The following is a 24,575-nucleotide window of genomic DNA, read 5'->3' as shown; positions in this document are numbered from 1 at the left end:
TCATGAAGACCAAGGCCGCAGTCGTCTACGAGACCGGCAAGCCGATCGTGATCGAGGAGCTGACCCTCGACAAGCCCCGCGAGGGCGAGGTCCTGATCCGCTACACCCACGCCGGCCTGTGCCACTCCGACGTGCACATCGCCCACGGCGACCTGGAGGCCCGGCTGCCGATGGTCCTCGGGCACGAGGGCGCCGGGATCATCGAGGAGGTCGGCCCCGGCGTCACCCGGGTCAAGGTCGGTGACCACGTGGTCTGCTCGTTCATCCCCAACTGCGGCACCTGTCGCTACTGCGCCAACGGCCAGCAGTCGATCTGCGACATGGGTGCGACCATCCTCGACGGCTACCTGCCCGGCGAGCGGTTCCCGATCACCGGCCCCGCCGGCGAGTACGGCGCGATGTGCATGCTCGGCACCTTCAGCCAGTACGGCGTCATCCACCAGAACTCCTGCGTCAAGGTGGACGACGACCTCCCGCTCGAGAAGGCCGTCCTGGTCGGCTGCGGCGTGCCCACCGGCTGGGGCGCCGCCGTCAACACCGCCGAGGTCAAGGCGGGCGAGACGGTCGTGATCATGGGCATCGGCGGCATCGGCATCAACGCGGTCCAGGGCGCGGCGCTGGCCGGCGCGAAGAACGTGATCGCGATCGACCCGCTCGCCAACAAGCGCGAGAAGGCGATGGAGCTCGGCGCCACCCACGCCTTCGAGTCCGCCGAGCTCGCGATGGAGACGATCACCAACCTGACCCGCGGCCAGATGGCCGACTCGGCGATCCTCACGCCCGGCCTGATGACGTCGGAGATCGTCTCCGACGGCTTCAACGCCGTCGGCAAGGGCGGCAAGGTGGTGCTGACCGGCCTCAACAAGCTGGAGGAGACCAACATCCAGCTGCCCGGCTCGGTGCTCACGCTCTACCGCAAGGAGCTGCGCGGCAGCCTCTTCGGCGACTGCAACCCGACCGTCGACATCCCGCGGATCCTCGGCCTCTACCAGTCCGGCGACCTCAAGCTCGACGAGATCATCACCCGCACGTACACGCTCGACGAGGTCAACGAGGGCTACGACGACCTCCTCAACGGCAAGAACGTCCGGGGCGTCGTCGTCCACGAGCACTGATGACCGCTGTGCTCGCGGCGCTCGCGGTCGTCGACCGGGCGCGGGAGACCGAGCTCCTCGAGGCGGCGCTGGCCAGTGGCGCCCACGTCGTCCTCGAGGGGCCTCCCGGGACCGGCAAGACCACCCTGCTGCGCCGGGTCGCCGCCGGCCGGGACCGCTCGTTCGCCCTCGTCGAGGGCAACGCCGAGCTGACCCCGGCCCGGCTGGTCGGCCACTTCGACCCCGCCCTGGTGCTCAGCCGGGGCTACCAGCCGGACGTCTTCGTCGACGGGCCGCTGCTCACCGCGATGCGCGAGGGCGGCCTGCTGTACGTCGAGGAGCTCAACCGGGTGCCCGAGGAGACCCTCAACACCCTGCTCACGGTCATGTCGGAGCGGGAGATCGTGGTGCCACGGCTCGGGGCGGTGCGCGCGGCCCCGGGCTTCGCCGTCGTCGCCGCGATGAACCCGTACGACGCCGTCGGCACCGCCCGGGTCTCCTCGGCCGTCTACGACCGGACCTGCCGGATCGCGATGGGCTACCAGTCCGCCGACTCGGAGGCGCGGATCCTCGCGCAGCGCGCGCCGGTGCCCTCCGACGACTGGCGGGACCGTGCCGTGGCCCTGGTCCGGGCGACCCGCGAGCACCCCGAGCTGCGGGTCGGCTCCTCGGTGCGCGGCACCATCGACCTGGCGGGCATCAACCACCAGCTGGCCCGCTCCCGCGGCGTCGCCGAGGACGACTGGCACGCCGGTCTCGACGCCGCTCTCGTCGCCCTGAGCGGCCGGGTCCGGGTCGACGAGGCCTCCACCCGCTCGCCCGAGGAGATCATCACCGAGCTCTACCGCACCCATTTCGCCGACCCGGCAGAAAGTGGCTCGGAAGATGGTGCCGACCCGGCGCGAAGTGGCGCGCAGGAGGAGCCGAGCCCGGGGGGAGCCTGAGCCCGCCCCCGGCCGGGGCGGGCGAACCACCACCGGCATCCCGGCGCGGCCGTCCGGACCGCACCCACGGCCGCGCCGAGCTGGCGCGCAACCCGCGCTTCCAGGAGCTCTCGCCCGAGGTCGGCGAGCTCGACGTCGAGGCCGTGGAGGCGGCCGTCGCCGAGGACCCGGACGACGTGCTGCCGCTGCTCGCGCTGATGAGCCGGGCCACCGATCCCGCGCTGCGGGCGCGGGTGCAGGCCCTGGTGCCGCGGCTGGTCATCGAGCGGGCGCGCAGCGGCCCGCACGGCCGGATCGGTGCCGGCCGACTGCGCCCCGCCCGCGCCGACCGCGGCGGCGACCTCGACCTGGACGCCTCCCTGGAGGCGGTCGCCGTGGCCCGGGGCGAGGGCCGTCCACCGGCCCTCGACGAGCTGACCTCGTCGCTCTGGGAGCGGCCCGCGAGCGCGCTGTGCCTGCTCGTCGACCGCTCCGGCTCGATGGACGGCCGGCGGCTCGCGACCGCCGCCATGGCCGCCGCGGCGTGCGCGCTGCGCTCGGCCGAGTCCGGCGGCGAGCTCGCGGTCGTCGCCTTCGACCGGCGCGCCGAGACCGTCCTCGCCCTCGGTACGACGAGCCCGGCCCGGCGCACCGTCGAGCGGGTGCTCGGCCTGCGCGGGCACGGCATGACCTCGCTCGACGCCGCGCTGCGGGCCGCGCGCGAGCAGCTCGCCGGCGCCCGGGCCCGGCGCCGGATCACGGTGCTGCTCTCCGACTGCCGGGTCACTGACGACGTCGACCCGCTGCCCGCGGCGCGCGGCCTCGACGAGCTGCTGGTCGTCGCGCCCGCCTCGGACGACGACGAGGCGCGCCGCTTCGCCCGCGCGGCCGGGGCCCGGATGGCCTCGCTCGACCGGCTGGCCGAGCTGCCCGGCGTCCTCGACCGGCTGCTCGCGCCCTGAGCGCGCCCCGCGGCAGCGCCGATTGTCCAGAAGCTGAACACCGCCGCTCCCCGGGCCGGACGACGCTCGCACCGCACCGAACGCCCACCCCGCAACGGAGGAACCATGACCGACCTGCTCGTCCCCACCGACCACGCCGTGCTGCCGGAGGTGCGCGACTGGCTCGCCCGCCCCAAGCGCCTGTTCATCGGCGGCGCCTGGGTGGATGCGGCGACCGGCCGCACCTTCGAGACCCGCGACCCCGCCACCGGTCAGGTCCTCACCGAGGTCGCGTACGGCGCCGCCGAGGACGTCGACCGCGCCGTCCGGGCCGCCCGCACCGCGTTCGAGGGGGAGTGGTCGCTGTGGACGCCGGCCCAGCGGCAGCGGCTGCTGTTCAGGATCGGCGAGGCGATCTACGACCACGCCGAGGAGCTCGCCCAGCTCGAGTCGCTCGACAACGGCAAGTCGGCCGCGGTCGCGCAGGCCGTCGACATCACCTGGGTCGCGGAGCTGTTCCAGTACTACGCCGGCTGGGCGACCAAGATCGAGGGCCGCACCATCCCGGTCTCGGTCCCGTGGGCGCCCGGCACCCAGTGGCACGCCTACACGCTGCGCGAGCCGGTCGGCGTCTGCGGCGCGATCGTGCCGTGGAACTTCCCGCTCCTCATGGCCGCCTTCAAGATCCCCGTCGCGCTCACCTGCGGCAACACGGTGGTGCTCAAGCCCGCCGAGGACACCCCGCTCACCGCGCTGCGGCTCGCCGAGATCATGGCCGAGTGCGGCCTGCCGGACGGCGTGTTCAACGTCGTGACCGGGTACGGCGACGCGGGCGCCGCGCTCGCCGCGCACGACGACGTCGACAAGATCGCGTTCACCGGCTCCACCGAGGTCGGCAAGCTGATCGTCGACGCGGCCAAGGGCAACCTGAAGAAGGTCTCGCTGGAGCTGGGCGGCAAGAGCCCCCAGGTCGTGTACGCCGACGCCGACCTCGACCTCGCCGTCCCCGGCACCGCGTCGGGCTTCCTGTTCAACCACGGCCAGACCTGCACCAGCGGCACCCGGCTGCTCGTGGAGGACCGGATCTTCGACGAGTTCACCGAGAAGGTCGCGGAGGTCGCGGCCGCCAGCAAGCTCGGTCCCGGCCTCGACCCCACCGCCACCGTCGGCCCGCTCGTCTCGCAGACCCAGCTGGACCGGGTCCTCGGGTACGTCGACGCCGGCCTGCGCGACGGGGCCCGGGCGCTCACCGGCGGCCGGCGCCACGGCGACACCGGCTACTACGTCGAGCCGACCGTCCTGGTCGACGTCGACTCCTCGTTCAGCGTCTACCGCGAGGAGATCTTCGGTCCCGTGGTCGTCGCCACCCCGTTCAACGCGGAGCGGGGCGTGGCCGCGGCGGCCAATGACACGCCGTACGGGCTCGCGGCGTCGGTGTGGACCCGCGATGTCACGAAGGCGCACCGCACGGCCCGCCAGATCAAGGCCGGCACGGTGTGGATCAACTGCCACAACGCCTTCGACGCGGCGATGCCGTTCGGCGGCTACAAGCAGTCCGGCTGGGGCCGCGAGCTCGGTGCGTCGGCGATCGACGCCTACACCGAGCAGAAGTCGGTCAACGCGCTGCTGGCGTGAGCTCCGCGTTCCCGGGCCGGGTGTCGTCGTACGTCCGGCCCGGGGAGTCGACCCGCCACCGGCGGCGCAGCTCGGCCGGCGAGCTCCCGAACCGCTTCTTGAACATCCGGCTGAAGTGCGCCGGGTCGGTGATCCCCCAGCGCTCCGCGATCTGGGCGACCGGCTGCTGCACCGCGGCCTCGAGGAGGTCGCGGTGGGCGGCCTGGAGGCGCTGCTCGCGCACGTAGCCGGCGACGGTGCTGCCGTCGTTGGCGAACAGGCGGTGCAGATAGCTCAGGGAGAGGCTGCACGCGGCGGCGACGTCGGCGGGGGAGAGCCGGGGATCACCGAGGTTGCGGGCGATATAGGACTTCGCCAGCGAGAGGTTGACCGCCGGCGGACGCCCCTCGACGCCGGTCTCGGAGAGCAGTGCGACGTACATGCTCACCATGGCCTGCTGGAGCGCGAGCTGCTGGGCCGCGTCGGCGGTGGAGCCGTGGCGGGCGAGCGAGGCGAGCAGCGGGGCGACCGCGGCCGCCACGCCGTGCGCGCTGGGAAGAGCCCGGGCCGTCCAGGTGCGCTGGACCCGCTCGGGGACGGGAAGCAGCCGCTTGGGCATCAGGCAGATCGTGAACTGGAACTCGCCGGCCGTGCGGAACCGGAACGGGCGTGAGCTGTCGTAGAGCAGCAGGTCGCCCGGCGTCATCGAGGTGGCGCGGTCGTCCTGCTCGACCAGCGTCTCGCCGTGGTCGAGCAGCAGCAGGTGCAGCACCTCCGGGTCGGCCGCGCTGATGTCGCGCTGCCGGCGCTCGAACCCGTGCTGGGTTGCGCGGATCCGGCGCAGGCGCAGCTCGGCGACGTCGCCGCCCGCGACCCGGCCGCGCAGCATGCCGCCGCCCGGCTCGACCGCCAGCGGCACGAACTGGTCGCACACCGCGCTGCGCCAGTACTCCGGGCGCTGAGGAGCCGGCCGATCCGCGGCGTTGATCTCGAACCACCCTGGCATGGACCAACCCTGCGCCCCGGCCCGGGGCCGGTCAACCCTCTTCCGTGGGTACCGGCGTCCGGCATGGACCTGGCTCGCCTGCCCTTGACTCTCCCTATCCATCCCGCTCCTCGACCCCGCACGGCCATTGACCCGGCCGGTGCGCCGGGCGTTCGCTCTGCCGCCAGGAACGACGAAGAGGAGGAACTGCCATGGAGCTGCCGTCCCGAACGGCGATCAGGGACCTGGCGGGCGAGCTGCGGCTCGGCATCGCCGACGGGGACCTGGACTTCTACCACGCCGCGGCCACCGGCCTGCTGGGCTCGTGGGCGGTCGTCGAGGAGCTGTACGACGCCGAGGTGGCGCCGAGCGCGCCCGACCGGGACTGGGCGGAGCCGGCCGACGACCCGCTCGGCGCCTGGTACGTCACGACCGAGCTGACCGGCGCGGACAGCGGTCCACTGGCGGGGCGGCGGGTGGCGGTCAAGGACAACATCGCCGTGGCCGGGGTGCCGATGATGAACGGCTCGGAGACGGTGCGCGGCTTCGTGCCGGCCCGGGACGCCACCGTGGTCACCCGGCTGCTGGACGCCGGCGCCACGATCGCCGGGAAGGCGGTCTGCGAGGACCTGTGCTTCTCCGGCGCCTCGCACACCGCGAAGACCGGCCCGGTCCGCAACCCGTGGGACCTCGACCGCACCACCGGCGGCTCGTCCAGCGGCAGCGCGGCCCTCGTCGCGGCCGGCGAGGTGGACCTCGCGGTGGGTGGCGACCAGGGTGGCTCGATCCGGATCCCGGCGGCCTTCTGCGGCGTCGTGGGACACAAGCCCAGCTTCGGCCTGGTGCCCTACACCGGCGCCTTCCCGATCGAGCAGTCGATCGACCACCTCGGCCCGATCGCGCCGACGGTGGCCGACGCCGCGGCGCTGCTCAGCGTGCTCGCCGGCGCCGACGGGGCCGACCCGCGCCAGCCCACCGGCGTCGCCGGCGAGGACTACGTCGCCGCGCTCGGCCGGCTCGACCGCGGCCTGCGGATCGGCGTCGTGAGCGAGGGCTTCGACCAGGCCAACTCCGACCCCGGCGTCAACGCGGTGGTCCGGGACGCGATCGAGCGGCTGACCGCCGCCGGTCACGTCGCCGAGGAGGTCGCGATCCCCTGGCACAAGCACGGCGCCGCGCTGTGGGACGTGATCTCGGTCGAGGGCGCGACCTGGCAGATGGTCCAGGGCAACGCCTACGGGCTGAACTGGAAGGGCGGCTACGACCCCGAGCAGATGGCGTTCTACGGCGAGCGCTGGCGTCGCGACCCGGCCGCCTTCTCCGAGACCGTCAAGCTGGTCGCCCTCGGTGGCACCTGGTCGCTGCGCGAGGGCTACGGCGCGGCGTACGGCAAGGCGCGCAACCTCGAGCGGCGCCTCGCGGCGGCGTACGACGCCCCGCTGGCGACCCACGACGTGCTGGTCATGCCCACCCTGCCCATCACCGCGAGCCTGATCCCGCCGGCCGACGCCCCCGTCGAGGAGGTGGTCACCCGGGCCCTGGAGATGGTCGCCAACACCGCGCCCCTCGACGTTACCGGGCACCCGGCCTGCAGCATCCCGGCCGGCCTCTCGGACGGTCTCCCGGTCGGCCTGATGGTCGTCGGCCGGATGTTCGACGACGCGGGCGTGCTCCGCGCCGCCCACGCCTTCGAGCAGACGCTCGGCACACTCACCGCACCCCACCACCGCACCACCCACCGCACCACCCACGACAAGGAGCTCACCGCATGAACGGAGTCTTCGACCTCGCCGGCACCGACGGCATCGGACCCGTGGTCGTCCCCGAGGAGGAGCCGGTCTTCCGCGCCGACTGGGAGCGCGCCGTCTTTCCGATGTTCGCGATGTGCTTCCGCGCCGGCTTCTTCGGCGTCGACCAGTTCCGCCACGGTATCGAGCTGATCGACCCCGCCGTCTACCTGAAGTCGCCCTACTACGAGCACTGGATCCACACCGTCGAGCACTTCGGGGAGCAGCTGGGCAAGCTCGACCTCGCCGAGCTCGACCGGCGCACCGAGCACTACCTGGCCCACCCCGACGCCCCGCTGCCCGAGCACGAGGACGACCCGGAGCTGCTCGCCTTCGTCGAGGCCGTCGTACCGGCCGGCGCCCCCGCCAAGCGCGAGTCCGACAAGGTCGCCCGATTCCGCGTCGGCGACGTCGTCCGGGTGATCCGGTCCGCCCCGAAGGGACACACCCGCCGGGCCCGCTACATCCGGGGTGCGGTCGGCGAGGTGGTGCTGCACCACGGCCCGATGATCTACCCCGACAGCGCGGGCAACGGGCTCGGCGAGAACCCAGAGCACGTCTACACCGTGCGCTTCCGCGCCGACGAGCTCTGGGGCGCCGAGTACGCCGAGCCCAACCAGGTCGTCAACTTCGACGTCTTCGACCCCTATCTCGAGCACGTCACCGTCACCCACGTCACCACCGAAGGAGCATCCGCATGAGCGCCGTCACCCGTACCCAGGAGGAGATCGCCGCGCGCGTCAAGGCGCTGGAGTCGATGCTCATCGAGCAGGGCGTGATGACCACCCAGGCCATCGACCGGATGGTCGAGCTCTACGAGAACGAGGTCGGGCCGCGCCTCGGCGCCCGCGTCGTCGTCCGGGCCTGGACCGACCCGGAGTTCAAGGCCCGCCTCGTCGCGGACGCCACCGACGCCTGCAAGGAGCTCGGGATCGGCGGCCTGCAGGGCGAGGACATGGTGGTCCTGGAGAACACCGACACCGTCCACAACGTCATCGTCTGCACGCTCTGCTCGTGCTACCCGTGGCCGGTGCTCGGCCTGCCGCCGAACTGGTACAAGGACCCGCAGTACCGCGCCGCGATCACCCGCGAGCCCCGCAAGGTGCTGCGCGAGGCGTTCGGCTTCGACGTCCCCGACGAGGTCGAGGTCCGCGTGTGGGACACCAGCAGCGAGATGCGCTACTGGGTGCTCCCACAGCGGCCCGCCGGCACCGACGACTGGACCGAGGAGCAGCTCCTCGCGCTGGTCAACCGCGACGCCATGATCGGCGTCGGCCCGGTCGGGGCGGTGGCCTGATGCTGCCGGCGCCCTACGCCGACCCGGCGGACGTGGCTGCCGACCGCAGCCGCGTCGAGGAGCTGGTCTGCGGCCTGCCCGCCGCCGACCCGGAGCAGCGCTCCTTCGAGCACCCGTGGGAGATCCGGGCCTTCGCGATGGCGGTCTCCGCGCACCGGGAGCTCGGCTTCGACTGGACCGAGTTCCAGCAGGCGCTGGTCGCGTCGATCGACGGCTGGGAGGAGAGCACCGGCACCAGCGACCGGGGCTGGTCCTACTACGAGCACTGGGTCGCCGCGCTCGAGTCCGTGCTCGCCGGTCTCGGCCTGCTCGGTGCCGACGAGCTGGCCCGCCAGACCCGCGCGGTCCTCGCCGTCCCGGCGAACCGCAACCACCACGAGGCGCACACCGAGCCGATCGCGATCGACCCGGCCCGCGCCGCCCACCACTGAACGGAGTCCGTCATGGCATCGAGCACCACCACTTCCGTCCCGGGTCGCGTCGCGACCACCGCGCTCGGCCTCGCCCTGGCCGCGGTCATGTTGCTGGGCGTGCTGTTCCTGCTGCAGGAGAACGGCCTGCTGCTGTCCGCGGACGCGGCCGCCTACCTGCACGAGGCCACCCACGACGCCCGGCACGCCCTCGGCGTGCCCTGCCACTGAGCGGGGCGGACCCGTGTCCGCCCCGACCCTCGGCCGGACCGTCGGCAACGGTGCCCTCGCGGGCGCCGTGGCCGGCGGGCTCGGCGCCGCCGCGCTGAACTGGCTCGTCGAGCCGTCGATCCGGGCCGCGATCGCCATCGAGGAGGCCGGCAGCGTCCACGAGCACGCCGGCGGCGCCACCCACGACCACGGCTCGGACGCCCTGGTCTCCCGACCCGAGCAGGTCGTCCTCGGCCTGGTGACGGTGCTGGTCGTGGGCATCCTGGTCGGCATCGCGTTCGCCCTGGTGCACCGCTTCCTCGGCGCGCGGCTGCCCGGGCGCACCCCCGCCGGGACCACGATGACCCTGGCCGGGCTGGGCTTCGTGACCTTCACCCTCGCTCCGGCCCTCGTGGTTCCGGCCAACCCGCCGGCCGTGGGCGACCCGGCCACGGTGGACCTGCGCACCGTGACCTATCTCGGCACCATCGTCTGCGCCGTCGCGCTCGCGGCGCTGGTGATCGGCGTGGCCCGCTCCGCCGCGCTCCGGCCCGGCCCCCGCGCGGCCGCGGCGGTCGCCCTCGGCGTCGTCGGCACGGCGCTCCTGGTCGCCGTCCTGCCGCATGCCGCCGATCCGATCCCCGGCAACGTGCCGGCCGACCTGGTCTGGGAGTTCCGGGTCGCCTCGCTCGCGCAGATCGGCCTGATGTGGCTGGCGATCGGCGCGACCTGTGCCTGGCTCGACCAGCCGCGGGCCGACGTACCGGACCGGGCGCGGCAGCTCGTCTCGGCGTGAGCACGACCGGCGAGCGCGGGCCCCGGGTCCGGATGTGCCGCGGCTGCTGCTGCGGCACCCCGCGCAAGCTCCCCGACGTCGACCACGACGCGGTCGCGGCCGCGCTCGGAGCCGACCTGGGACCCGGCGCCGAACTGATCACCGTCGACTGCCTCTGGGCCTGCGACCTGGCCAACGTCGTGGTCGTCAACCCCGCCGCCTCGGCGCGGGCGGCCGGGGCCCGGCCGGCCTGGGTCACCGAGGTCAACACGCTCGACCGCGCCCGCGCCGTCGCCGACTGGGTACGCCGCGGCGGACCCGGCCTCGCCGAGCCGCCGGCCGAGCTCGGCGAGATCCGCACCGCCGCCGGGCTGCGTCGTACCACCGCCTGACCGGCAACCCACCCACCACCAGAACCAGTGAGGAACCCATGGAATCAGCGATCGACACCCACCTGAAGTGCCCGCGCACCCTGTCCCGGCGGGTCTCCGACGACTACACCCCGCCCTTCCCGATGTTCGTCGGGCGCGGTCCGAAGGAGCTGCAGCAGGTCGTGATGGCGTCCTTCGGCGTGCAGTACGCCGACGACGAGCGGCGGCCGCAGGCCCTCGCCGCGCTGCGCCACATCGTGGGCACGCTCGGCCTGGCCGACGGGCCGGTCCACCACGACCTCACCCAGCACGTCGACAACCAGGACCACCACAACCTGATGGTGCTCGCCTACTGGGCCGACCCGGCGGCGTACTGCCGGTGGCTGCGCTCCGAGGAGGTCGCCGGCTGGTGGGCCTCGCCGGACCGCCTCGACGAGGGCATCGGCTACTTCCGCGAGATCGTCGCCCCCCGGGTGGACCAGCTGGAGACCCTCTACGCGTTCACCGAGGACTTCCCCGGCGTCGGCCAGCTGATGCCCGAGGCCAGCGGGGAGATCGAGGAGCACGGCTACTGGGGCTCGGCGCGCGACCGGTTCCCGATCTCCCAGACCGACTGGATGGAGGCCACCGGCGAGCTGACCGTCGTCGAGGGCGATCCCGAACGTGGTGGACGGGTCGTGGTCCGGGGGCACGACAACATCTGCCTGATCCGCTCCGGCCAGGACTGGCGCGCCGCCGGCGAGGAGGAGCGCGACCTCTACCTCGACGAGATCCTGCCGACCCTGCAGGACGGGATGGACTTCCTCCGCGACGAGGGCCAGGCCCACGGCTGCTACAGCAACCGCTTCGTCCGCAGCATCGACCTCGACGGCAACGAGCTCGACGAGAGCTACAACCTCGGTCACTGGCGCTCCCTCGACCAGCTCGAGCGGTGGGCGGAGTCGCACCCCACCCACCTGCGGATCTTCGTCACCTTCTTCCGGGTGGTGGCCGGCCTGGACAAGCTCCGGCTGTACCACGAGGTCTCCGTCTCCGACGCCCGGGACCAGACCTTCGAGTACCTCAACTGCCACCCGGCCACCGGCATGCTGCGCGACGCGCGGGTGCCGGCCGCCCGCTGATCCCTAAGCCGACCGATGCCGTCCCGTCGCCGCGCGGCGCCCACTTTCGAGGGTGCCGTGCGGCGACTGCTGCGAGGAGAGTGGAACCATGAGCACCGCCCTGCGTACCGCCCGTGACCTGCTGCGCGACCTGCGCACCGACCACGCCGAGGCGGTGGCCCGGTTCGCCTGGCCCGAGGTCGGGTCGAGCTTCAACTTCGTGCACGACTGGTTCGACGGGTACGCCCGCGAAAACGACCGGCCCGGGCTGGTCATCGTCGAGGAGGACGGCCGGCGCGCGTCGTACGCCTTCGGCGAGCTGGTCACCCGCTCCGAGCAGGTCGCCGCGCACCTCGCCGCGCAGGGCATCGGGCGCGGCGACAGCGTGGTGGTGATGCTCGGCAACCAGGTCGAGCTGTGGGAGTCGATGCTCGCGCTGATCCGGCTCGGCGCGGTGATCATGCCGACCACCACCGCCGTCGGGCCCGCCGAGCTCGTCGACCGACTGGAGCGGGGGGGCGCGCGTGCGGTGATCTGCAATGCCGCCGACAGCACCAAGTTCGACGAGGTGCCGGGCTCGTACGTGCGGATCGCCGTGGGCGACGCGGTCGCGGGCTGGACGTCCTACGCCGCGGCGTACGACCGGCCGGCCGCGCCGCTGCCCCACCCGGGCAACGCGAGCGAGGACCGGCTGCTCCTCTACTTCACCTCCGGCACCACCTCGCGCCCGAAGCTGGTCGAGCACACCCACGTGTCGTATCCCGTCGGCCACCTCTCGACGATGTACTGGCTGGGCCTGCGGCCCGGCGACGTGCACCTCAACATCTCCAGCCCCGGCTGGGCGAAGCACGCGTGGTCGAACTTCTTCGCGCCGTGGCTCGCCGAGGCGACCGTCTTCGTCTACAACTACGCCCGCTTCGACCCGGTCGCCCTGCTCGGACAGCTCCGCACCGAGGGCGTCACCACCTTCTGCGCGCCGCCCACGGTGTGGCGGATGCTCATCAACGCCGACCTCACCGGCGGACCCGGCGTGCTGCGCGAGGCGATCGCCGCCGGCGAGCCGCTCAACCCCGAGGTGATCAGCCAGGTCGAGAGGCACTGGGGACTCACCATCCGCGACGGCTTCGGCCAGACCGAGATGACCGCCGCGATCGCCAACACCCCCGGCCAGCCCGTCGTGCCGGGTTCGATGGGGCGGCCGCTGCCCGGCGTACCCGTGGTGCTGGTCGACCCGCTCACCGGTGAGGTCGTCCACGGCGTGGGGGAGGGCGAGATCTGCCTCGACCTGTCCGCCGGGCCGCTGACCCTGATGACCGGCTACCAGGGCGACCCCGCGAAGAACGCCGAGGCGATGGCCGGCGGCTTCTACCACACGGGCGACGTCGCCTCCCGGGACGCCGACGGCGTGATCACCTACATCGGCCGCACCGACGACGTCTTCAAGGCCTCCGACTACAAGATCAGCCCCTTCGAGCTCGAGTCGGTCCTGATCGAGCACCCCGCCGTCGCCGAGGCGGCCGTCGTACCGGCTCCGGACCCGGTGCGCCTGGCGGTGCCCAAGGCGTACGTCGCGCTGGTGCCGGGCTTCGAGCCCACCGCCGAGACGGCGGAGGCGATCCTGGGCTACGCCCGCGAGCACCTCGCGCCGTACCTGCGGGTGCGCCGGCTGGAGTTCTTCGAGCTGCCCAAGACGATCTCCGGCAAGATCCGGCGGGTCGAGCTGCGGCAGCGCGAGGCCGAGGTCGAGGGCGCCCGGCCGGCGGGGGAGTTCCGCGACGAGGACTTCTCTTTCTGATTGGCGCTCGCTGCGCTCGCGCATGTCGCGCCGCCTGCCAACGCCGTTTCTTCCTCCCCCGCTCGCTCGTTCCTCGCTCGCTCCTCCGTCCAGAAACGGCGGGCGGCGCGACGAGAATCAGCCGGATGTCGTGCGCAATGCATGACATCCGGCTGAGTGCTTTCCGTCGGGCGCGCCGCGTTGCCTGGACGGAGCGGAGCGAGGAACGAGCGGAGCGGAGGAAGGCGACGCGTCGAAGCGCGCCCGACATGCCGGAGCGAAGCGACGGCCAAACTAGTACGTTTCTTCCTCCCCCGCTCGCTCGTTCCTCGCTCGCTCCTCCGTCCAGAAACGGCGGGCGGCGCGACGAGAATCAGCCGGATGTCGTGCGCAATGCATGACATCCGGCTGAGTGCTTTCCGTCGGGCGCGCCGCGTTGCCTGGACGGAGCGGAGCGAGGAACGAGCGGAGCGGAGGAAGGCGACGCGTCGAAGCGCGCCCGACATGCCGGAGCGAAGCGACGGCCAAACTAGTACGTGTAGAAGCCCCGGCCGGTCTTGCGTCCGAGCAGCCGTGCCTCGACCATCCGGGCGAGCAGCGGCGGGGCGGCGTAGAGGGGCTCCTTGAACTCCTCGTAGAGCGACTCGGCGACGGCCTTGACGGTGTCGAGGCCGATCAGGTCGGCCAGGGCGAGCGGGCCCTGGGGGTGGGCGGCGCCGAGGACCAGGCCCTGGTCGATGTCCTCGGCGGAGGCGAAGCCGGACTCGAACATCCGGATGGCCGACAGGATGAAGGGGATCAGCAGCGCGTTGACGACGAAGCCGGCCCGGTCCTGGCAGTCGATCGCGTTCTTGCCGAGGTCGTCCTGGACGAAGGCGCGGGCCCGCTCGGTGGTCTCCTCGGCGGTCATCAGCGAGGGGACCAGCTCGACCAGCTTGAGGACCGGGACCGGGTTGAAGAAGTGGACGCCGAGGACGTGGCTGGGGCGCTTGGTGGCGACGGCCAGCTTCATGATCGGGATGGACGAGGTGTTCGAGGCGAGGATCGCGTCGGGGCTGGTGACGATCTCGTCGAGACGGCGGAACAGCTCGGTCTTGGCCTGCTCGTCCTCGACGATCGCCTCGACGACGAGGTCGCGGTCGGCGAGGGTGGCGAGGTCGTCGACGACCCGGATCCGCTCGAGCACGGCGGCCGCGGACTCGATCTTGCCGCGGCTCTCGGCGCGCTTGAGCGAGCTCTCGAGACGCTGGCGGGCGGCCTCGACGGCGTCAGCCGAGGACTCGACGACGATGACGTCCTTGCCGGCGCGGGCGTTGACCTCCGCGATGCCCGATCCCATCAGGCCGCCGCCGACCACTCCCACACGCTCGATGCTCGTCATCAGGTTCCCCTCGCTCGTTTACTAGGACGTCCTAGTAAACGTACGGGTGACCGGCGAGTAGGGCCAGTTCAGGACAGTACGCCGGCCACCGCGGTCACCAGTGCGGCCGAGGTGCGCTCCACCATGGCGAGCACGGTGCCGAAGCCCTCGTCGCCGCCGAAGAAGGGATCGGGGACCTCGCCGCCCGGCTCGGCGGGGTCGAAGTCGCGGAACAGCCGGACCCGGTCGGGGTCGGCATCGCCGAGCGCGCGCAGGTCGCGCAGGTTGTCGCGGTCCATCGCCAGCACCAGGTCCTGCTCGTCGAGCCAGGAGGCGAGGACCTGCTGGGCACGGTGCCGGCTGGCGTCATAGCCCTCCGTGGTGAGCAGGGCGGCGGCGCGGCGGTCCATCGGCTCGCCGACGTGCCAGGTGCCGGTGCCGGCGCTGACCACCTCGACCCGGTCGTCGAGACCGGCCTCGGCGACCCGGGCGGCGAGGACGACGTCGGCCATCGGCGAGCGGCAGATGTTGCCGAGGCAGACGAGCGCGACCCGGTAGCGCCCCGGGGTGCGGGGCGGCGGTACGGCGAGCATCAGTCGCCGAAGCCGATGATCGCGTCGAGGAACCAGGTGGTGATGCTGATGATGATCGAGCCCCACACGGCCGGCCAGAAGCCGGAGACGTGGAAGCCGAGGTCGACCACGTCGGCCAGCCAGGCGGTGAGCCGCAGCAGGAGCGCGTTGAGCACGATCAGGAACAGGCCCAGGGTGACCAGGATGAACGGGATCGACAGCAAGGTGAGCAGCGGCTTGACCCACGCGGTCACGACGCACGAGATCAGCGCGACCAGCACCAACGGCAGGATCTTGTCGTCGAACTCCGCGCGGCCCTCGGTCGCGCCCTCGAACCAGATGCCGTCGATCAGCTGGGCGGCGAGCGCGAGCGCCGCGGCCGTGATCACCCAACGGGACAGGAAGGCCAGCATGCGGCCAGTGTGTCATTCCAGCCCGAGCGCCTCGATGATCTCCACCTCGGCGTCGGCGATGTGCCGGCGCAGGAAGGCGTGCGCGCCGTCGTCGCCGTCGATCCGGTCGGCCTCGAGCAGGGCGACCAGGCCCTCGTGGGAGCCGGCCTCGTCGTGGGCGTTGCGGTTGATCCGCTCGACCTGTGCGAGGGCGAGCCGGAGCTCGTCCATCAGCGCCTCGGCCATCTGCACCAGCCGGGCAACGCCCGTCAGCTCGACCAGGGAGACGTGGAAGGACAGGTGGCGCTCGTTGAGCTCCTCGTACGTCGCCTCGCCGCTGCGCACCGCGGCGGTGTAGGCGTCGAGAGTGGCGCGCACCCGCGCCCGTCGTACGTCGTCGGCCGCCGGCCAGGCCCGCACCCCCGCTCCCTCGAGCACCAGCCGCGCACGGCACACGTCGCGCACCGACTCGGCCCGCGGCGTCGCCACCATCACCCCGCGGTGCGGCTCCCGGGTCGCGAGCCCCTCGGCGACCAGGACCGTCAGGGCCTCGCGCACCGTCGGCCGCGAGACGCCGAGCGACTCGGCGAGCGCCACCTCGCGCAGCGGCGTACCGCTCTCCAGGTCGCCCTCGAAGATCGCCCGCCGCACCTCCGCCGCCACCCGGGACACCGTCGACTCGTGCTCGATGCTGAGCGGGGTGAAGGGGTTCGGGGGTGGCGTGGACGGTCCGGCCATGCGCCCCATTCTGCAAGCCCGGTTGCTTAGGGACGCAGCTCGCCGGCCGGCGCGGTCGCGAAATGTCGCATCGCGGACGAGGGCCGGGCGAACGTCCTAGGGTGAGGGCGTGCCCCCCGAGCTCCCCACCGACGGCCCGTCCCTCGAGGTGGCCGGCGGCCGTGGCCTGCGGGCGGTCGTCGCGGTCGGCGGCGTCGTCCTCGCGATCGCGGTCGTGGCGGTCGCCGCGTTCCTGCTCGTCGGCCGCGACGACGGCGACGCCGACCCGGCCGGCAGCACCACCACCGGCAGTACGACGCCCGGTGCGCCCGCCACGAAGCCCACCCTCGACCTGCCCACGATCGATCCCTCGGACTTCCCGAGCGACCTGCCGACGACGAGCCTGCCGGACCTGCCCAGCGGCATCCCGAGCGGGCCCGACCGCCCGACGCGGGTTCCGAGCGGGGTCCCGTCGGGTATGCCCACGAGCATCCCCGACTTCCCCACCGACCCGGCCGACCTGGAGTCGTGGTTCTCCGACTATCTCGAGCAGGTGCACCCCTGATGAGCCAGCAGCCCCCGCCGCCGCCCTCGTTCCCGCCGCCCCCGGCGGGACCGCCCCCGGCGGGACCGCCCCCGTTCCCGCCCCCTCCCGCCGGGCCGCCTCCGTTCCCGCCGGCACCGGGGGGCAGGAGCCGGGTGCCGTGGATCGTGCTGGGTGTCGTCGGGGTGGTCCTGCTGGTCGCCGTCGCGGTCGGCCTGGTCCTCGCGCTCACCGGTGACGACGACGGTGACGACGGCGGTCGTGCCGAGGACTCCTCGGCGAGGACGCCCGAGGACGTCGTCGAGCAGCTGGTCGACGCCGCCGAGGACGGGGACTGCGCGGCGGCCGAGAAGCTGCTTACCGAGGACGCGAAGGCGACCGACCCGTGCCGGTCGGAGGCCTTCCAGCTGCTCGCCACCGAGGACGTCGAGTCCGACGTCCACGACGCCAGCATCGACGGCTCGACCGCGAGCGTGCCGGCCGACTTCACCAGCCAGTACGGCAGCTCGACCTACACCTTCGTGCTCGAGAAGGTCGACGGGCAGTGGCTGGTCGCGTCGTACGACGCGTCCCGCAGCTCCGAGAGCCCCAACAGCACCGACAGCACCGACAGCACCGACGCCCCGAGCAGCCCCGGCAGCCCGCCCGCGGACCCGACCGGTACGGGCGGTCCGTCGGCGCGGGGCTCGAGCACCGCGGACGCCGTCCCCGACGAGCCGGCCGCGGTCGTGGCGGCCTTCCTCGACGCCGCGTTCGCCGGCGACTGCGCGACCGCCGAGGACCTGGTCACCTCCGCCTACCTCGCCGACGAGGGCAGCTGCGACGCGGCCCAGATCCCGACCGAGCTGGGCGACAAGGTGACCTGGGACGTCGGCGCGGCCACCATCGACCCGACGGGGGAGAAGGCGAGCGTTCCGGTCGAGCTCGACATCTACGGTGCGAAGGACACCTCGGTCTTCCACCTGGTCCGCGAGGACGGCCGGTGGAAGCTCAGCGACGCCGGCTGAACCGCCCCGCGCGGGCCGGTTCCTGACTAACCTCGTCCCATGAGCCAGCCGCCCTACGGTGCTCCGCCGCCGCCCCCGGGTCCGCCGCCCCCGCCGTACCTCGGTGGGCCGCCGGCCTACGGCGGACCCGCGCTCCCGCCCCCGCCCGCCACGGTCAAGCGCACCATCGGCTTCACCGTCGGACTGCTGACCGCGATCGCGCTGGTCCTGTTCGTCGCGCTGGTGGCGGTCATCACCACCACCAACTGAAGACATCGCGATCTCCGAGCCGCCGGGGTTGAACCGGCCGGCCGCGTGGCATGATGCCCGCCGACCTGCCCGCGTGCCCAGGAGAGTGTGATGTCCGACCCGAACCAGCCCACCGTCCCCGCCGGTTGGTATCCCGACGGACAGGGCGGGCAGCGCTGGTGGGACGGCACCGGATGGACCGAGCACACCCAGCCGCCCGCGTCCGCGCCGGCCGCCGACGCCACGGTCATCGCCCCGCAGCCCCCGGCCCCACAGCAGCCGCCCGCTCAGCCCTACGGCCAGCCGCAGCAGCCCTACGGCCAGCAGGCCCAGCAGCCCTACGGCCAGCAGGCGCAGCAGTTCGGCCAGCAGCCCCAGCAGTTCGGCCAGCCCCAGCAGTTCGGCCAGCCCTCCTGGGCCCCGCCGCCCGCGGGCGGCTCCGGCAAGAGGCTCGGCCTGATCCTCGGCGGAGCGGCGGTCGCGGTCGTCGTCCTGCTGCTCCTCGTGGTGGTCCTGGTGAAGGCGGTCGGCGGCAACGGCCCCGGCGACGTGGCGCAGGAGTACCTGCTGGCCAGCTTCGACGGCGACGTCGAGAAGGTCTGCGAGCTGAGCTCGGAGGACCAGCGCGACACCCTGCTCGAGGCGGCGGACGCCGACGACTGCGGCGAGTACGGCGACAACCGCAAGGACGAGGAGGACGACCAGCGCGCGGAGTTCGAGGACAGGTACGGCCGCTCGGTCGACGAGATCCGCGACAACTACGACGTGGAGTTCGAGGTCAAGGACGTCGACGAGGACGGCGACGACGCGACCGTCGAGATCCGCCAGACCGCCGAGTACACCGCCGACGACGACTTCCTCGACGAGGAGCTCGACGGCGACCGGACCAGCTCGCGCACCCTCACCATGAAGCTGGTCAAGGAAGACGGGGACTGGAAGGTCGCGGAGCCGTACAGCGGCTGAGCCGACCGCCCGGATGCGCACCCTCGCCCTGACCGTCACGGTCCTGCTCGCGACCCTGGTCGCGCCCTTCGCCATCGCCGGCAGCTGGCTGACCGCGCGGGTCGACGACCGTGCGGCGTACGTCGACACGGTCGGCGGTCTCGCCGACGACCCGACCGTGCGCCGGGTGCTCGCCGACGCCGCCGCGGACGGGGCGGTCGAGGCGCTGCAGGAGAACATCCCCTTCGGACTGCCCTCGGGCGTGCGGACGTGGGCCGACCAGGCGGCCAGGGCGGCGGTGGAGAGTCCGGAATTCCCGGCCTTCTGGCGCACCGCCAACGGTGACGTGCACGACCAGGTGCTCGCGGTGCTGAAGGACCCGGACGCCCCCGCCGACGGCTCGATCACCGTCGACGCCGGGCCGCTGGTCGACCTGGTGCTGGCCCGGCTCGAGGACCGCGGCATCCCGGTCGGGCTGCTGCCCGACGTCGAGGTGCGGGTCCCGGTGGAGCGCGAGTCGAAGGTCGCGGAGGCGGGGCCGGCGTACCGCGCCGTCGACGGGGTCAGCCGGCTGCTGCCCTTCGTGTGGATCGGCCTGGTCGTGATCGCCCTGATCGTGGCGCGCGGTTGGCGGGCCGAGGTCCGGGCCCTCGGGTTCGCCCTGCTCGGCGTCGCCCTCGCCGCGGCGGGGCTGCTCGCGGCCGCGAACCCGCTGGGCACCGCCGTCCTGGACCGGGTCCAGGTCGAGCGCCGCGAGCTCGCCGGCGTCCTGGTGGACACCGTGATCGACTCGCTCGAGCCGTACGCGCGCGGCTTCCTGCTGGCGGCGGTCCCCGGCCTGGTCCTGGTGCTGGTCGGCCTGTGGTCGGGCCGCCGTGCCGAATCGCCCGTCCCGGAGCCCGACTGGCACTAGGCTCACGCGCGTGAGCGACCAGTTCCCCCCACCTGGGCAGCCGGGCGAGCAGCCCCCGACCCAGATCGCGCCGCCCGCCGGCGGGGCGCCGGTGCCGCCGTACGGCGCGCCGGGCCAGCAGCCGCCGCAGCAGGGCTACCCCGCGCCGCCCCCGGCGGCCGGCTACCCGCCGCAGCCCGGCTATCCGCAACCGGGCTATCCCCAGCAGCCGGGCTACCCGGGCGGCGGCTACCCCGGCGGGCCGGGCGGGCCGGGCGGTCCCGGCTTCCCCGCGCCACCGAGCAGCGGGGGCGGCAAGAAGGGCCTGATCATCGGCCTCGTGGCCGGTGCGGTGGTCCTGGTGCTCGGCATCGTGGCGGTGCTCGCCCTCACCGTGTTCAACGGCGACGACGACAAGCCGGCGGCCAAGGACGACACCTCCGAGAGCGCCTCGGACGAGCCCAGCGACGAGCCGACCGACGAGCCCACGGACGAGCCGACCGACGAGCCCACGGACGAGCCGACCGACGCACCCACCGACGTACCGACCGACGACCCGACCATCACCGCGCGGGCCTTCCTCGACTCGCTGCTCGAGGGCGACTGCCTGGCGGTCGAGGGGCTCACGACGCCGGAGTACTTCGCCTCCGAGTTCACCGACCAGGCCGGCTGCAAGGCCGTGGCCGGCAACCTGGAGATGTCCAACGCCGAGTACACCTTCCAGGAGCCGGAGACGACGCTCGACGCCTACGTCGTCAACGTCTACGGCGACGTCTACGCCCCCAGCACGGGCAAGACCCTGGACTCGACCTGGGCCCTCGACGGGAGCTCGGGCGACTGGCTGGTCAGCGGCTACACCTACGTGGAGAAGTGACGCGATCGGTACGACGGCGCGGCTCCCCGTGCCGTCGTACCGCCTGGGGGGACAGGGCGCCGGGAGCACTCCCGTGCGTCGCCCCCAACGCCGCGGCGTTGGGCTCACCGGCCGAATCATGGGGACGAGTTATCGTGGCGAGTGACGGTGTGCTCCGGATCACACGTCACGCCACCCCTGTGACGGACCCGGACCACGGACCGACCCGACCCGTGCCGCGGCGATCCCGCAGGCGGCGGATGCAAGGAGTGGCGCATGACCGATCCCGTCTTCGGACCCCCGCCCGAGCGCGCACCTGACCCCGAGCTGGTCCAGCTGCTCACCCCCGAGGGCGAGCGCGTGCGCCACCCCGGCTTCGACATCGAGTTCAGCGCCGAGGAGCTGCGCGGCTTCTACCGCGACATGACCCTGGTCCGGCGCCTCGACACCGAGGCGACCGCCCTGCAGCGCCACGGCGAGCTCGGCCTGTGGGCGCAGCTGCTGGGCCAGGAGGCCGCCCAGATCGGCGCCGGCCGCGCGCTCGCGCCGCAGGACTACGTCTTCCCGACCTACCGCGAGCACGGCGTCGCCTGGTGCCGCGGGGTCGACCCGGTCCGGCTGCTCGCCCTGTTCCGCGGGGTCGACCAGGGCGGCTGGGACCCGTCGGCGCACAACTTCGGCCTCTACACGATCGTGATCGGCGCGCAGACACTGCACGCGACCGGCTACGCCATGGGTGTGCAGCGCGACGGCCTGGTCGGCACCGGCGACCCGGAGCGCGACACCGCCGTGGTCGCCCACTTCGGCGACGGCGCCACGTCGCAGGGCGACGTCAACGAGGCGTTCGTCTTCGCGGCCTCGTTCAACGCGCCGGTCGTCTTCTTCTGCCAGAACAACCAGTGGGCGATCTCGGAGCCCTTCGAGCGGCAGTCCCGGATCCCGCTCTACCGCCGCTCCCACGGCTTCGGCTTCCCCGGCATCCGGGTCGACGGCAACGACGTGCTCGCGACGTACGCCGTCACCCGGGCCGCGCTGCAGCGCGCCCGCGACGGCCAGGGCCCGGTCCTGATCGAGGCCTACACCTACCGGATGGGCGCCCACACCACCACCGACGACCCGACCCGCTACCGGCTCAGCGACGACGTCGAGCACTGGAAGCTGAAGGACCCGATCGCCCGGCTCGAGGTCTACCTGCGCCGCAACGGGATGGCCGACGACGCCTTCCTGGCCGAGGTCGCGGCCGAGGCCGACGCGCTCGGCGAGCGGATGCGCCGCGAGTGCCACGCGCTGCCCGATCCCTCGACCCACGACCTGTGGGACCTGGTCCACGCCGAGAAGACGGCCGAGCTCGCCGCGCAGCAGGCGGACTACGACGCCCACGCCGCCTCGTTCGAGGAGGTGGGCCGATGACCACGATGACCCTGGCCAAGGCCCTCAACGCGGGCCTGCGCAAGGCGATGGAGGACGACGACAAGGTCGTCGTCATGGGCGAGGACGTCGGCGCCCTCGGCGGCGTCTTCCGGATCACCGACGGGCTGCAGAAGGACTTCGGCGACGCGCGGGTCGTCGACACCCCGCTGGCGGAGTCCGGCATCGTCGGCACCGCCGTCGGTCTCGCGATGCGCGGCTACCGGCCCGTGGTGGAGATCCAGTTCGACGGCTTCGTCTACCCGGCGTACGACCAGATCGTGTGCCAGGTCGCCAAGATCCACTTCCGCAGCCAGGGCCGGGTCCGGATGCCGATGGTGATCCGGATCCCGTACGGCGGCGGCATCGGCGCGGTCGAGCACCACAGCGAGTCGCCCGAGGCGCAGTTCGTGCACACCCCCGGGCTCAAGGTGGTCACCTGCTCCAACCCGGCCGACGCCTACGTGATGATCCAGCAGGCCATCCACTCCGACGACCCGGTGGTCTTCCTCGAGCCCAAGCGGCTCTACCACTCCGCGAAGGCCGAGGTCGACGAGTCGGCGCCGGCCGCGCCGCTGTGGCAGTCGCGGGTGGTGCGTGCGGGTGCGGACGCGACCCTCGTCGCCTACGGGCCGACGGTCTCCACCTGCCTGGACGCCGCGACCGTCGCCGCGGAGGAGGGCCGCTCGCTCGAGGTGATCGACCTGCGCACCCTCTCCCCGCTCGACCTGGTCCCCGTCCACGAGTCGGTCCGGCGTACTGGTCGCCTGGTGGTCGTCCACGAGGCGCACCTGACCCTCGGCCTCGGTGCCGAGATCGCGGCCCGGGTCACCGAGGAGTGCTTCCACTCGCTGGAGGCGCCGGTGCTGCGCGTCACCGGCTTCGACACGCCGTACCCGCCCGCCCGGATCGAGGACGCCTTCCTGCCCGACCTCGACCGGATCCTCGACGCCGTCGACCGGACCTACGGGTTCTGAGGAGTGCCATGACTGCCCACGAGTTCAAGCTCCCCGACGTCGGCGAGGGCCTCACCGAGGCCGAGATCGTGGCCTGGCGGGTCAAGGAGGGCGATGTCGTCGCGGTCAACGACATCGTGGTCGAGATCGAGACCGCCAAGTCGATCGTCGAGCTGCCCTCGCCGTACGCCGGCCACGTGCTGGCGCTGCTCGTCCCCGAGGGGCGGACGGTCGAGGTCGGCACGCCGATCATCCGGATCGGCGAGCCGGGCGCCGCGCCCGCCGCCACGCCGCCGACCGCTCCGGCGGCGGCTCCGCCCGCTCCCGAGCCGATCGACACCAACATCCCGCCGGCCGGCAACGCCACCCTCGTCGGCTACGGGCCCAAGCAGCGCGCGCTCAAGCGGCGCGCCCGCAAGGCCACGCCCGACGAGGTGCCGGCCGTGGTGGTGCCGGGTCCGGTCGACGAGCCCGCCCGCCCGGCCCGGGCCCTCGCCAAGCCGCTGGTGCGCCGGCTGGCCCGCGACCTCGGCGTCGACCTCACCACGCTGGCGCCGACCGGGCCCCAGGGCACGGTCAGCAAGGAGGACGTGCTCGCCGCCGCGGGCGGCGCCGCGCCGGCGGCTCGTCCCGTCGCGGCCCCGGTCGCCGCCGACCCCGCCGGCCGCGAGACCCGCGAGCCGATCAAGGGGGTGCGCAAGAACATGGCCGCCGCGATGGTGGCCTCGGCCTCCACCGCGCCCCATGTCACCGAGTGGGTCACCATCGACGCCACCGCGACCGTGGAGCTGGTCGCCCGGCTGCGGGATCGCCGGGAGCTCGCGGACGTCAAGGTCAGCCCGCTGCTGGTCGTCGCCCGGGCCTGCCTGCTCGCGCTGCGCCGTACCCCGCTGATCAACTCGACCTGGGACGAGGCCGCCCAGGAGGTCGTGGTCAAGCACTACGTCAACCTCGGCATCGCCGCCGCCACCCCCCGCGGCCTGGTGGTCCCCAACATCAAGGACGCCCACGCCCTGTCCCTGGTCGAGCTCGCCGAGGCACTGGAGGCGCTCACCACCACCGCTCGCGAGGGCCGCACCCAGCCCGCCGACATGGCGGGCGGGTCGTTCACCCTCACCAACGTCGGGGTGTTCGGCGTCGACGGGGGCACGCCGATCATCAACCCCGGTGAGTCCGCGATCCTGTGCCTCGGCGCGATCAGGCCGCGGCCGTGGGTGGTCGGCGACCAGGTGCTGCCGCGCCAGGTGATGACCCTGTCGCTGTCCTTCGACCATCGCCACATCGACGGCGCCACCGGCTCCCGGTTCCTCGCCGATGTCGCCGACCTGGTGGCCGACCCGGCCACGGCGCTGCTGTTCTGAGCCGTCCGGGGTCACCACGGCGGGTCCGTGAGCGGCCGCCGTCGCGGCGAGCATCGGCGCGGC

27 protein-coding genes are annotated in these 24,575 nt (G+C 73.2%); 22 read left to right on the top strand and 5 right to left on the bottom strand.

The annotated features are described in order from the left end of the window. The first annotated feature begins 2 nt into the window (after positions 1 to 2). The 4 genes from JOD66_RS09230 (at position 3) to JOD66_RS09215 (ending at position 4,593) form a co-directional block, all read left to right on the top strand. Positions 3 to 1,115 (top strand): NDMA-dependent alcohol dehydrogenase, encoded by a 1,113-nt coding sequence (locus JOD66_RS09230; protein ID WP_204836588.1) that lies wholly within the window; start codon positions 3 to 5, stop codon positions 1,113 to 1,115. Next, positions 1,115 to 2,038, top strand: a complete 924-nt coding sequence (locus JOD66_RS09225) for an AAA family ATPase (protein WP_204836587.1) — start codon at positions 1,115 to 1,117, stop codon at positions 2,036 to 2,038. Before JOD66_RS09230 ends, JOD66_RS09225 begins: the two co-directional genes overlap by 1 nt. Positions 2,039 to 2,181: 143 nt before the next feature. Next, positions 2,182 to 2,979: a vWA domain-containing protein gene (locus JOD66_RS29035; RefSeq protein WP_204836586.1), complete on the top strand. Its 798-nt coding sequence runs from the start codon at positions 2,182 to 2,184 to the stop codon at positions 2,977 to 2,979. A 105-nt stretch (positions 2,980 to 3,084) separates the two neighbouring features. Next, positions 3,085 to 4,593 (top strand): aldehyde dehydrogenase family protein, encoded by a 1,509-nt coding sequence (locus JOD66_RS09215; protein WP_204836585.1) that lies wholly within the window; start codon positions 3,085 to 3,087, stop codon positions 4,591 to 4,593. Here the strand turns inward: JOD66_RS09215 and JOD66_RS09210 are convergent. After that, positions 4,574 to 5,578 (bottom strand): AraC-like ligand-binding domain-containing protein, encoded by a 1,005-nt coding sequence (locus JOD66_RS09210; protein ID WP_204836584.1) that lies wholly within the window; start codon positions 5,576 to 5,578, stop codon positions 4,574 to 4,576. The genes JOD66_RS09215 and JOD66_RS09210 overlap by 20 nt on opposite strands. 191 nt (positions 5,579 to 5,769) lie before the next feature. Here JOD66_RS09210 and JOD66_RS09205 point away from each other — a divergent pair, with 191 nt between their 5' ends. From JOD66_RS09205 to JOD66_RS09165, 9 genes are all read left to right on the top strand, one after another. Continuing rightward, positions 5,770 to 7,329 carry an amidase gene (locus JOD66_RS09205; RefSeq protein WP_204836583.1) on the top strand — a complete coding sequence of 520 codons (1,560 nt, stop codon included), beginning with the start codon at positions 5,770 to 5,772 and terminating at the stop codon, positions 7,327 to 7,329. Next, complete coding sequence (gene nthB, locus JOD66_RS09200; protein WP_204836582.1) at positions 7,326 to 8,045, top strand: nitrile hydratase subunit beta; 720 nt, start codon at positions 7,326 to 7,328, stop codon at positions 8,043 to 8,045. Before JOD66_RS09205 ends, nthB begins: the two co-directional genes overlap by 4 nt. Then, complete coding sequence (gene nthA / locus JOD66_RS09195) at positions 8,042 to 8,641, top strand: nitrile hydratase subunit alpha (protein WP_204836581.1); 600 nt, start codon at positions 8,042 to 8,044, stop codon at positions 8,639 to 8,641. Before nthB ends, nthA begins: the two co-directional genes overlap by 4 nt. Continuing rightward, the gene (locus JOD66_RS09190) at positions 8,641 to 9,072 is read left to right on the top strand and encodes a nitrile hydratase accessory protein (protein WP_204836580.1); all 432 of its coding nucleotides are present in this window, start codon (positions 8,641 to 8,643) and stop codon (positions 9,070 to 9,072) included. The genes nthA and JOD66_RS09190 overlap by 1 nt, the downstream gene beginning before the upstream one ends. A gap of 12 nt (positions 9,073 to 9,084) precedes the next feature. After that, positions 9,085 to 9,282 carry a CbtB domain-containing protein gene (locus JOD66_RS09185; RefSeq protein ID WP_204836579.1) on the top strand — a complete coding sequence of 66 codons (198 nt, stop codon included), beginning with the start codon at positions 9,085 to 9,087 and terminating at the stop codon, positions 9,280 to 9,282. Between the two features lie 13 nt (positions 9,283 to 9,295). Next, entirely contained in the window at positions 9,296 to 10,057 is a 762-nt protein-coding gene (locus JOD66_RS09180) for a CbtA family protein (RefSeq protein WP_204836578.1), read from the top strand. Beyond that, positions 10,054 to 10,428 (top strand): (2Fe-2S) ferredoxin domain-containing protein, encoded by a 375-nt coding sequence (locus JOD66_RS09175; protein WP_204836577.1) that lies wholly within the window; start codon positions 10,054 to 10,056, stop codon positions 10,426 to 10,428. Before JOD66_RS09180 ends, JOD66_RS09175 begins: the two co-directional genes overlap by 4 nt. 38 nt (positions 10,429 to 10,466) lie before the next feature. Continuing rightward, positions 10,467 to 11,528 (top strand): aliphatic aldoxime dehydratase, encoded by a 1,062-nt coding sequence (gene oxdA, locus JOD66_RS09170; protein WP_204836576.1) that lies wholly within the window; start codon positions 10,467 to 10,469, stop codon positions 11,526 to 11,528. 88 nt (positions 11,529 to 11,616) lie between these two features. Next, positions 11,617 to 13,302: an AMP-binding protein gene (locus JOD66_RS09165; RefSeq protein ID WP_204836575.1), complete on the top strand. Its 1,686-nt coding sequence runs from the start codon at positions 11,617 to 11,619 to the stop codon at positions 13,300 to 13,302. Positions 13,303 to 13,810: 508 nt separating this feature from the next. Here the strand turns inward: JOD66_RS09165 and JOD66_RS09160 are convergent. The 4 genes from JOD66_RS09160 to JOD66_RS09145 form a co-directional block, all read right to left on the bottom strand. Beyond that, entirely contained in the window at positions 13,811 to 14,653 is an 843-nt protein-coding gene (locus JOD66_RS09160) for a 3-hydroxybutyryl-CoA dehydrogenase (protein WP_443678819.1), read from the bottom strand. 77 nt (positions 14,654 to 14,730) lie between these two features. Continuing rightward, positions 14,731 to 15,234 (bottom strand): low molecular weight protein-tyrosine-phosphatase, encoded by a 504-nt coding sequence (locus JOD66_RS09155; protein WP_204836574.1) that lies wholly within the window; start codon positions 15,232 to 15,234, stop codon positions 14,731 to 14,733. Beyond that, the gene (locus JOD66_RS09150; protein ID WP_204836573.1) at positions 15,234 to 15,626 is read right to left on the bottom strand and encodes a phage holin family protein; all 393 of its coding nucleotides are present in this window, start codon (positions 15,624 to 15,626) and stop codon (positions 15,234 to 15,236) included. The genes JOD66_RS09155 and JOD66_RS09150 overlap by 1 nt, the downstream gene beginning before the upstream one ends. A gap of 12 nt (positions 15,627 to 15,638) precedes the next feature. Next, positions 15,639 to 16,343, bottom strand: coding sequence for a GntR family transcriptional regulator (locus JOD66_RS09145; protein WP_204836572.1), 705 nt, complete (start codon positions 16,341 to 16,343; stop codon positions 15,639 to 15,641). A gap of 109 nt (positions 16,344 to 16,452) precedes the next feature. Between JOD66_RS09145 and JOD66_RS09140 the strand changes: the two genes are divergently transcribed. The 9 genes from JOD66_RS09140 (at position 16,453) to JOD66_RS09100 (ending at position 24,512) form a co-directional block, all read left to right on the top strand. Next, the gene (locus JOD66_RS09140) at positions 16,453 to 16,887 is read left to right on the top strand and encodes a hypothetical protein (RefSeq protein ID WP_204836571.1); all 435 of its coding nucleotides are present in this window, start codon (positions 16,453 to 16,455) and stop codon (positions 16,885 to 16,887) included. 134 nt (positions 16,888 to 17,021) lie between these two features. Continuing rightward, positions 17,022 to 17,873, top strand: coding sequence for a nuclear transport factor 2 family protein (locus tag JOD66_RS09135; RefSeq protein ID WP_204836570.1), 852 nt, complete (start codon positions 17,022 to 17,024; stop codon positions 17,871 to 17,873). A gap of 39 nt (positions 17,874 to 17,912) precedes the next feature. Next, positions 17,913 to 18,122, top strand: a complete 210-nt coding sequence (locus tag JOD66_RS09130) for a hypothetical protein (RefSeq protein WP_204836569.1) — start codon at positions 17,913 to 17,915, stop codon at positions 18,120 to 18,122. 90 nt (positions 18,123 to 18,212) lie between these two features. Next, complete coding sequence (locus JOD66_RS09125; protein ID WP_204836568.1) at positions 18,213 to 19,064, top strand: DUF2510 domain-containing protein; 852 nt, start codon at positions 18,213 to 18,215, stop codon at positions 19,062 to 19,064. A gap of 13 nt (positions 19,065 to 19,077) precedes the next feature. After that, positions 19,078 to 19,956, top strand: a complete 879-nt coding sequence (locus JOD66_RS09120) for a hypothetical protein (RefSeq protein WP_204836567.1) — start codon at positions 19,078 to 19,080, stop codon at positions 19,954 to 19,956. 10 nt (positions 19,957 to 19,966) lie between these two features. After that, entirely contained in the window at positions 19,967 to 20,809 is an 843-nt protein-coding gene (locus tag JOD66_RS29430; protein ID WP_204836566.1) for a PT domain-containing protein, read from the top strand. Between the two features lie 255 nt (positions 20,810 to 21,064). After that, on the top strand, positions 21,065 to 22,198 hold the full coding sequence (pdhA, locus tag JOD66_RS09110) for a pyruvate dehydrogenase (acetyl-transferring) E1 component subunit alpha (RefSeq protein WP_204836565.1): 1,134 nt from the start codon (positions 21,065 to 21,067) through the stop codon (positions 22,196 to 22,198). Further along, the gene (locus tag JOD66_RS09105) at positions 22,195 to 23,172 is read left to right on the top strand and encodes an alpha-ketoacid dehydrogenase subunit beta (RefSeq protein ID WP_204836564.1); all 978 of its coding nucleotides are present in this window, start codon (positions 22,195 to 22,197) and stop codon (positions 23,170 to 23,172) included. Before pdhA ends, JOD66_RS09105 begins: the two co-directional genes overlap by 4 nt. A gap of 8 nt (positions 23,173 to 23,180) precedes the next feature. Further along, complete coding sequence (locus JOD66_RS09100; RefSeq protein ID WP_204836563.1) at positions 23,181 to 24,512, top strand: dihydrolipoamide acetyltransferase family protein; 1,332 nt, start codon at positions 23,181 to 23,183, stop codon at positions 24,510 to 24,512. The last annotated feature ends 63 nt before the right edge of the window (positions 24,513 to 24,575 follow it).

The sequence above is a fragment of the Nocardioides nitrophenolicus genome (assembly GCF_016907515.1).
Lineage (GTDB): Bacteria > Actinomycetota > Actinomycetes > Propionibacteriales > Nocardioidaceae > Nocardioides > Nocardioides nitrophenolicus.
Note: the sequence above shows the minus strand (reverse complement) of the source record. Positions and strands in the feature narration are given on the sequence as shown.

What these genes read in the sequence shown, in the direction of transcription:
- JOD66_RS09105 (WP_204836564.1), top strand. Translation starts at nt 22,195, where the DNA reads ATGACCACGATGACCCTGGCCAAGGCCCTCAACGCGGGCCTGCGCAAG.
- nthA (WP_204836581.1), top strand. Translation starts at nt 8,042, where the DNA reads ATGAGCGCCGTCACCCGTACCCAGGAGGAGATCGCCGCGCGCGTCAAG.
- JOD66_RS09165 (WP_204836575.1), top strand. Translation starts at nt 11,617, where the DNA reads ATGAGCACCGCCCTGCGTACCGCCCGTGACCTGCTGCGCGACCTGCGC.
- JOD66_RS09150 (WP_204836573.1), bottom strand. Translation starts at nt 15,626, where the DNA reads ATGCTGGCCTTCCTGTCCCGTTGGGTGATCACGGCCGCGGCGCTCGCG.
- JOD66_RS09215 (WP_204836585.1), top strand. Translation starts at nt 3,085, where the DNA reads ATGACCGACCTGCTCGTCCCCACCGACCACGCCGTGCTGCCGGAGGTG.
- JOD66_RS09230 (WP_204836588.1), top strand. Translation starts at nt 3, where the DNA reads ATGAAGACCAAGGCCGCAGTCGTCTACGAGACCGGCAAGCCGATCGTG.
- JOD66_RS09120 (WP_204836567.1), top strand. Translation starts at nt 19,078, where the DNA reads ATGCGCACCCTCGCCCTGACCGTCACGGTCCTGCTCGCGACCCTGGTC.
- JOD66_RS09155 (WP_204836574.1), bottom strand. Translation starts at nt 15,234, where the DNA reads ATGCTCGCCGTACCGCCGCCCCGCACCCCGGGGCGCTACCGGGTCGCG.
- JOD66_RS09225 (WP_204836587.1), top strand. Translation starts at nt 1,115, where the DNA reads ATGACCGCTGTGCTCGCGGCGCTCGCGGTCGTCGACCGGGCGCGGGAG.
- JOD66_RS09125 (WP_204836568.1), top strand. Translation starts at nt 18,213, where the DNA reads ATGTCCGACCCGAACCAGCCCACCGTCCCCGCCGGTTGGTATCCCGAC.
- JOD66_RS09205 (WP_204836583.1), top strand. Translation starts at nt 5,770, where the DNA reads ATGGAGCTGCCGTCCCGAACGGCGATCAGGGACCTGGCGGGCGAGCTG.
- nthB (WP_204836582.1), top strand. Translation starts at nt 7,326, where the DNA reads ATGAACGGAGTCTTCGACCTCGCCGGCACCGACGGCATCGGACCCGTG.
- JOD66_RS09100 (WP_204836563.1), top strand. Translation starts at nt 23,181, where the DNA reads ATGACTGCCCACGAGTTCAAGCTCCCCGACGTCGGCGAGGGCCTCACC.
- JOD66_RS09185 (WP_204836579.1), top strand. Translation starts at nt 9,085, where the DNA reads ATGGCATCGAGCACCACCACTTCCGTCCCGGGTCGCGTCGCGACCACC.
- JOD66_RS09190 (WP_204836580.1), top strand. Translation starts at nt 8,641, where the DNA reads ATGCTGCCGGCGCCCTACGCCGACCCGGCGGACGTGGCTGCCGACCGC.
- JOD66_RS09210 (WP_204836584.1), bottom strand. Translation starts at nt 5,578, where the DNA reads ATGCCAGGGTGGTTCGAGATCAACGCCGCGGATCGGCCGGCTCCTCAG.
- pdhA (WP_204836565.1), top strand. Translation starts at nt 21,065, where the DNA reads ATGACCGATCCCGTCTTCGGACCCCCGCCCGAGCGCGCACCTGACCCC.
- JOD66_RS09130 (WP_204836569.1), top strand. Translation starts at nt 17,913, where the DNA reads ATGAGCCAGCCGCCCTACGGTGCTCCGCCGCCGCCCCCGGGTCCGCCG.
- oxdA (WP_204836576.1), top strand. Translation starts at nt 10,467, where the DNA reads ATGGAATCAGCGATCGACACCCACCTGAAGTGCCCGCGCACCCTGTCC.
- JOD66_RS09145 (WP_204836572.1), bottom strand. Translation starts at nt 16,343, where the DNA reads ATGGCCGGACCGTCCACGCCACCCCCGAACCCCTTCACCCCGCTCAGC.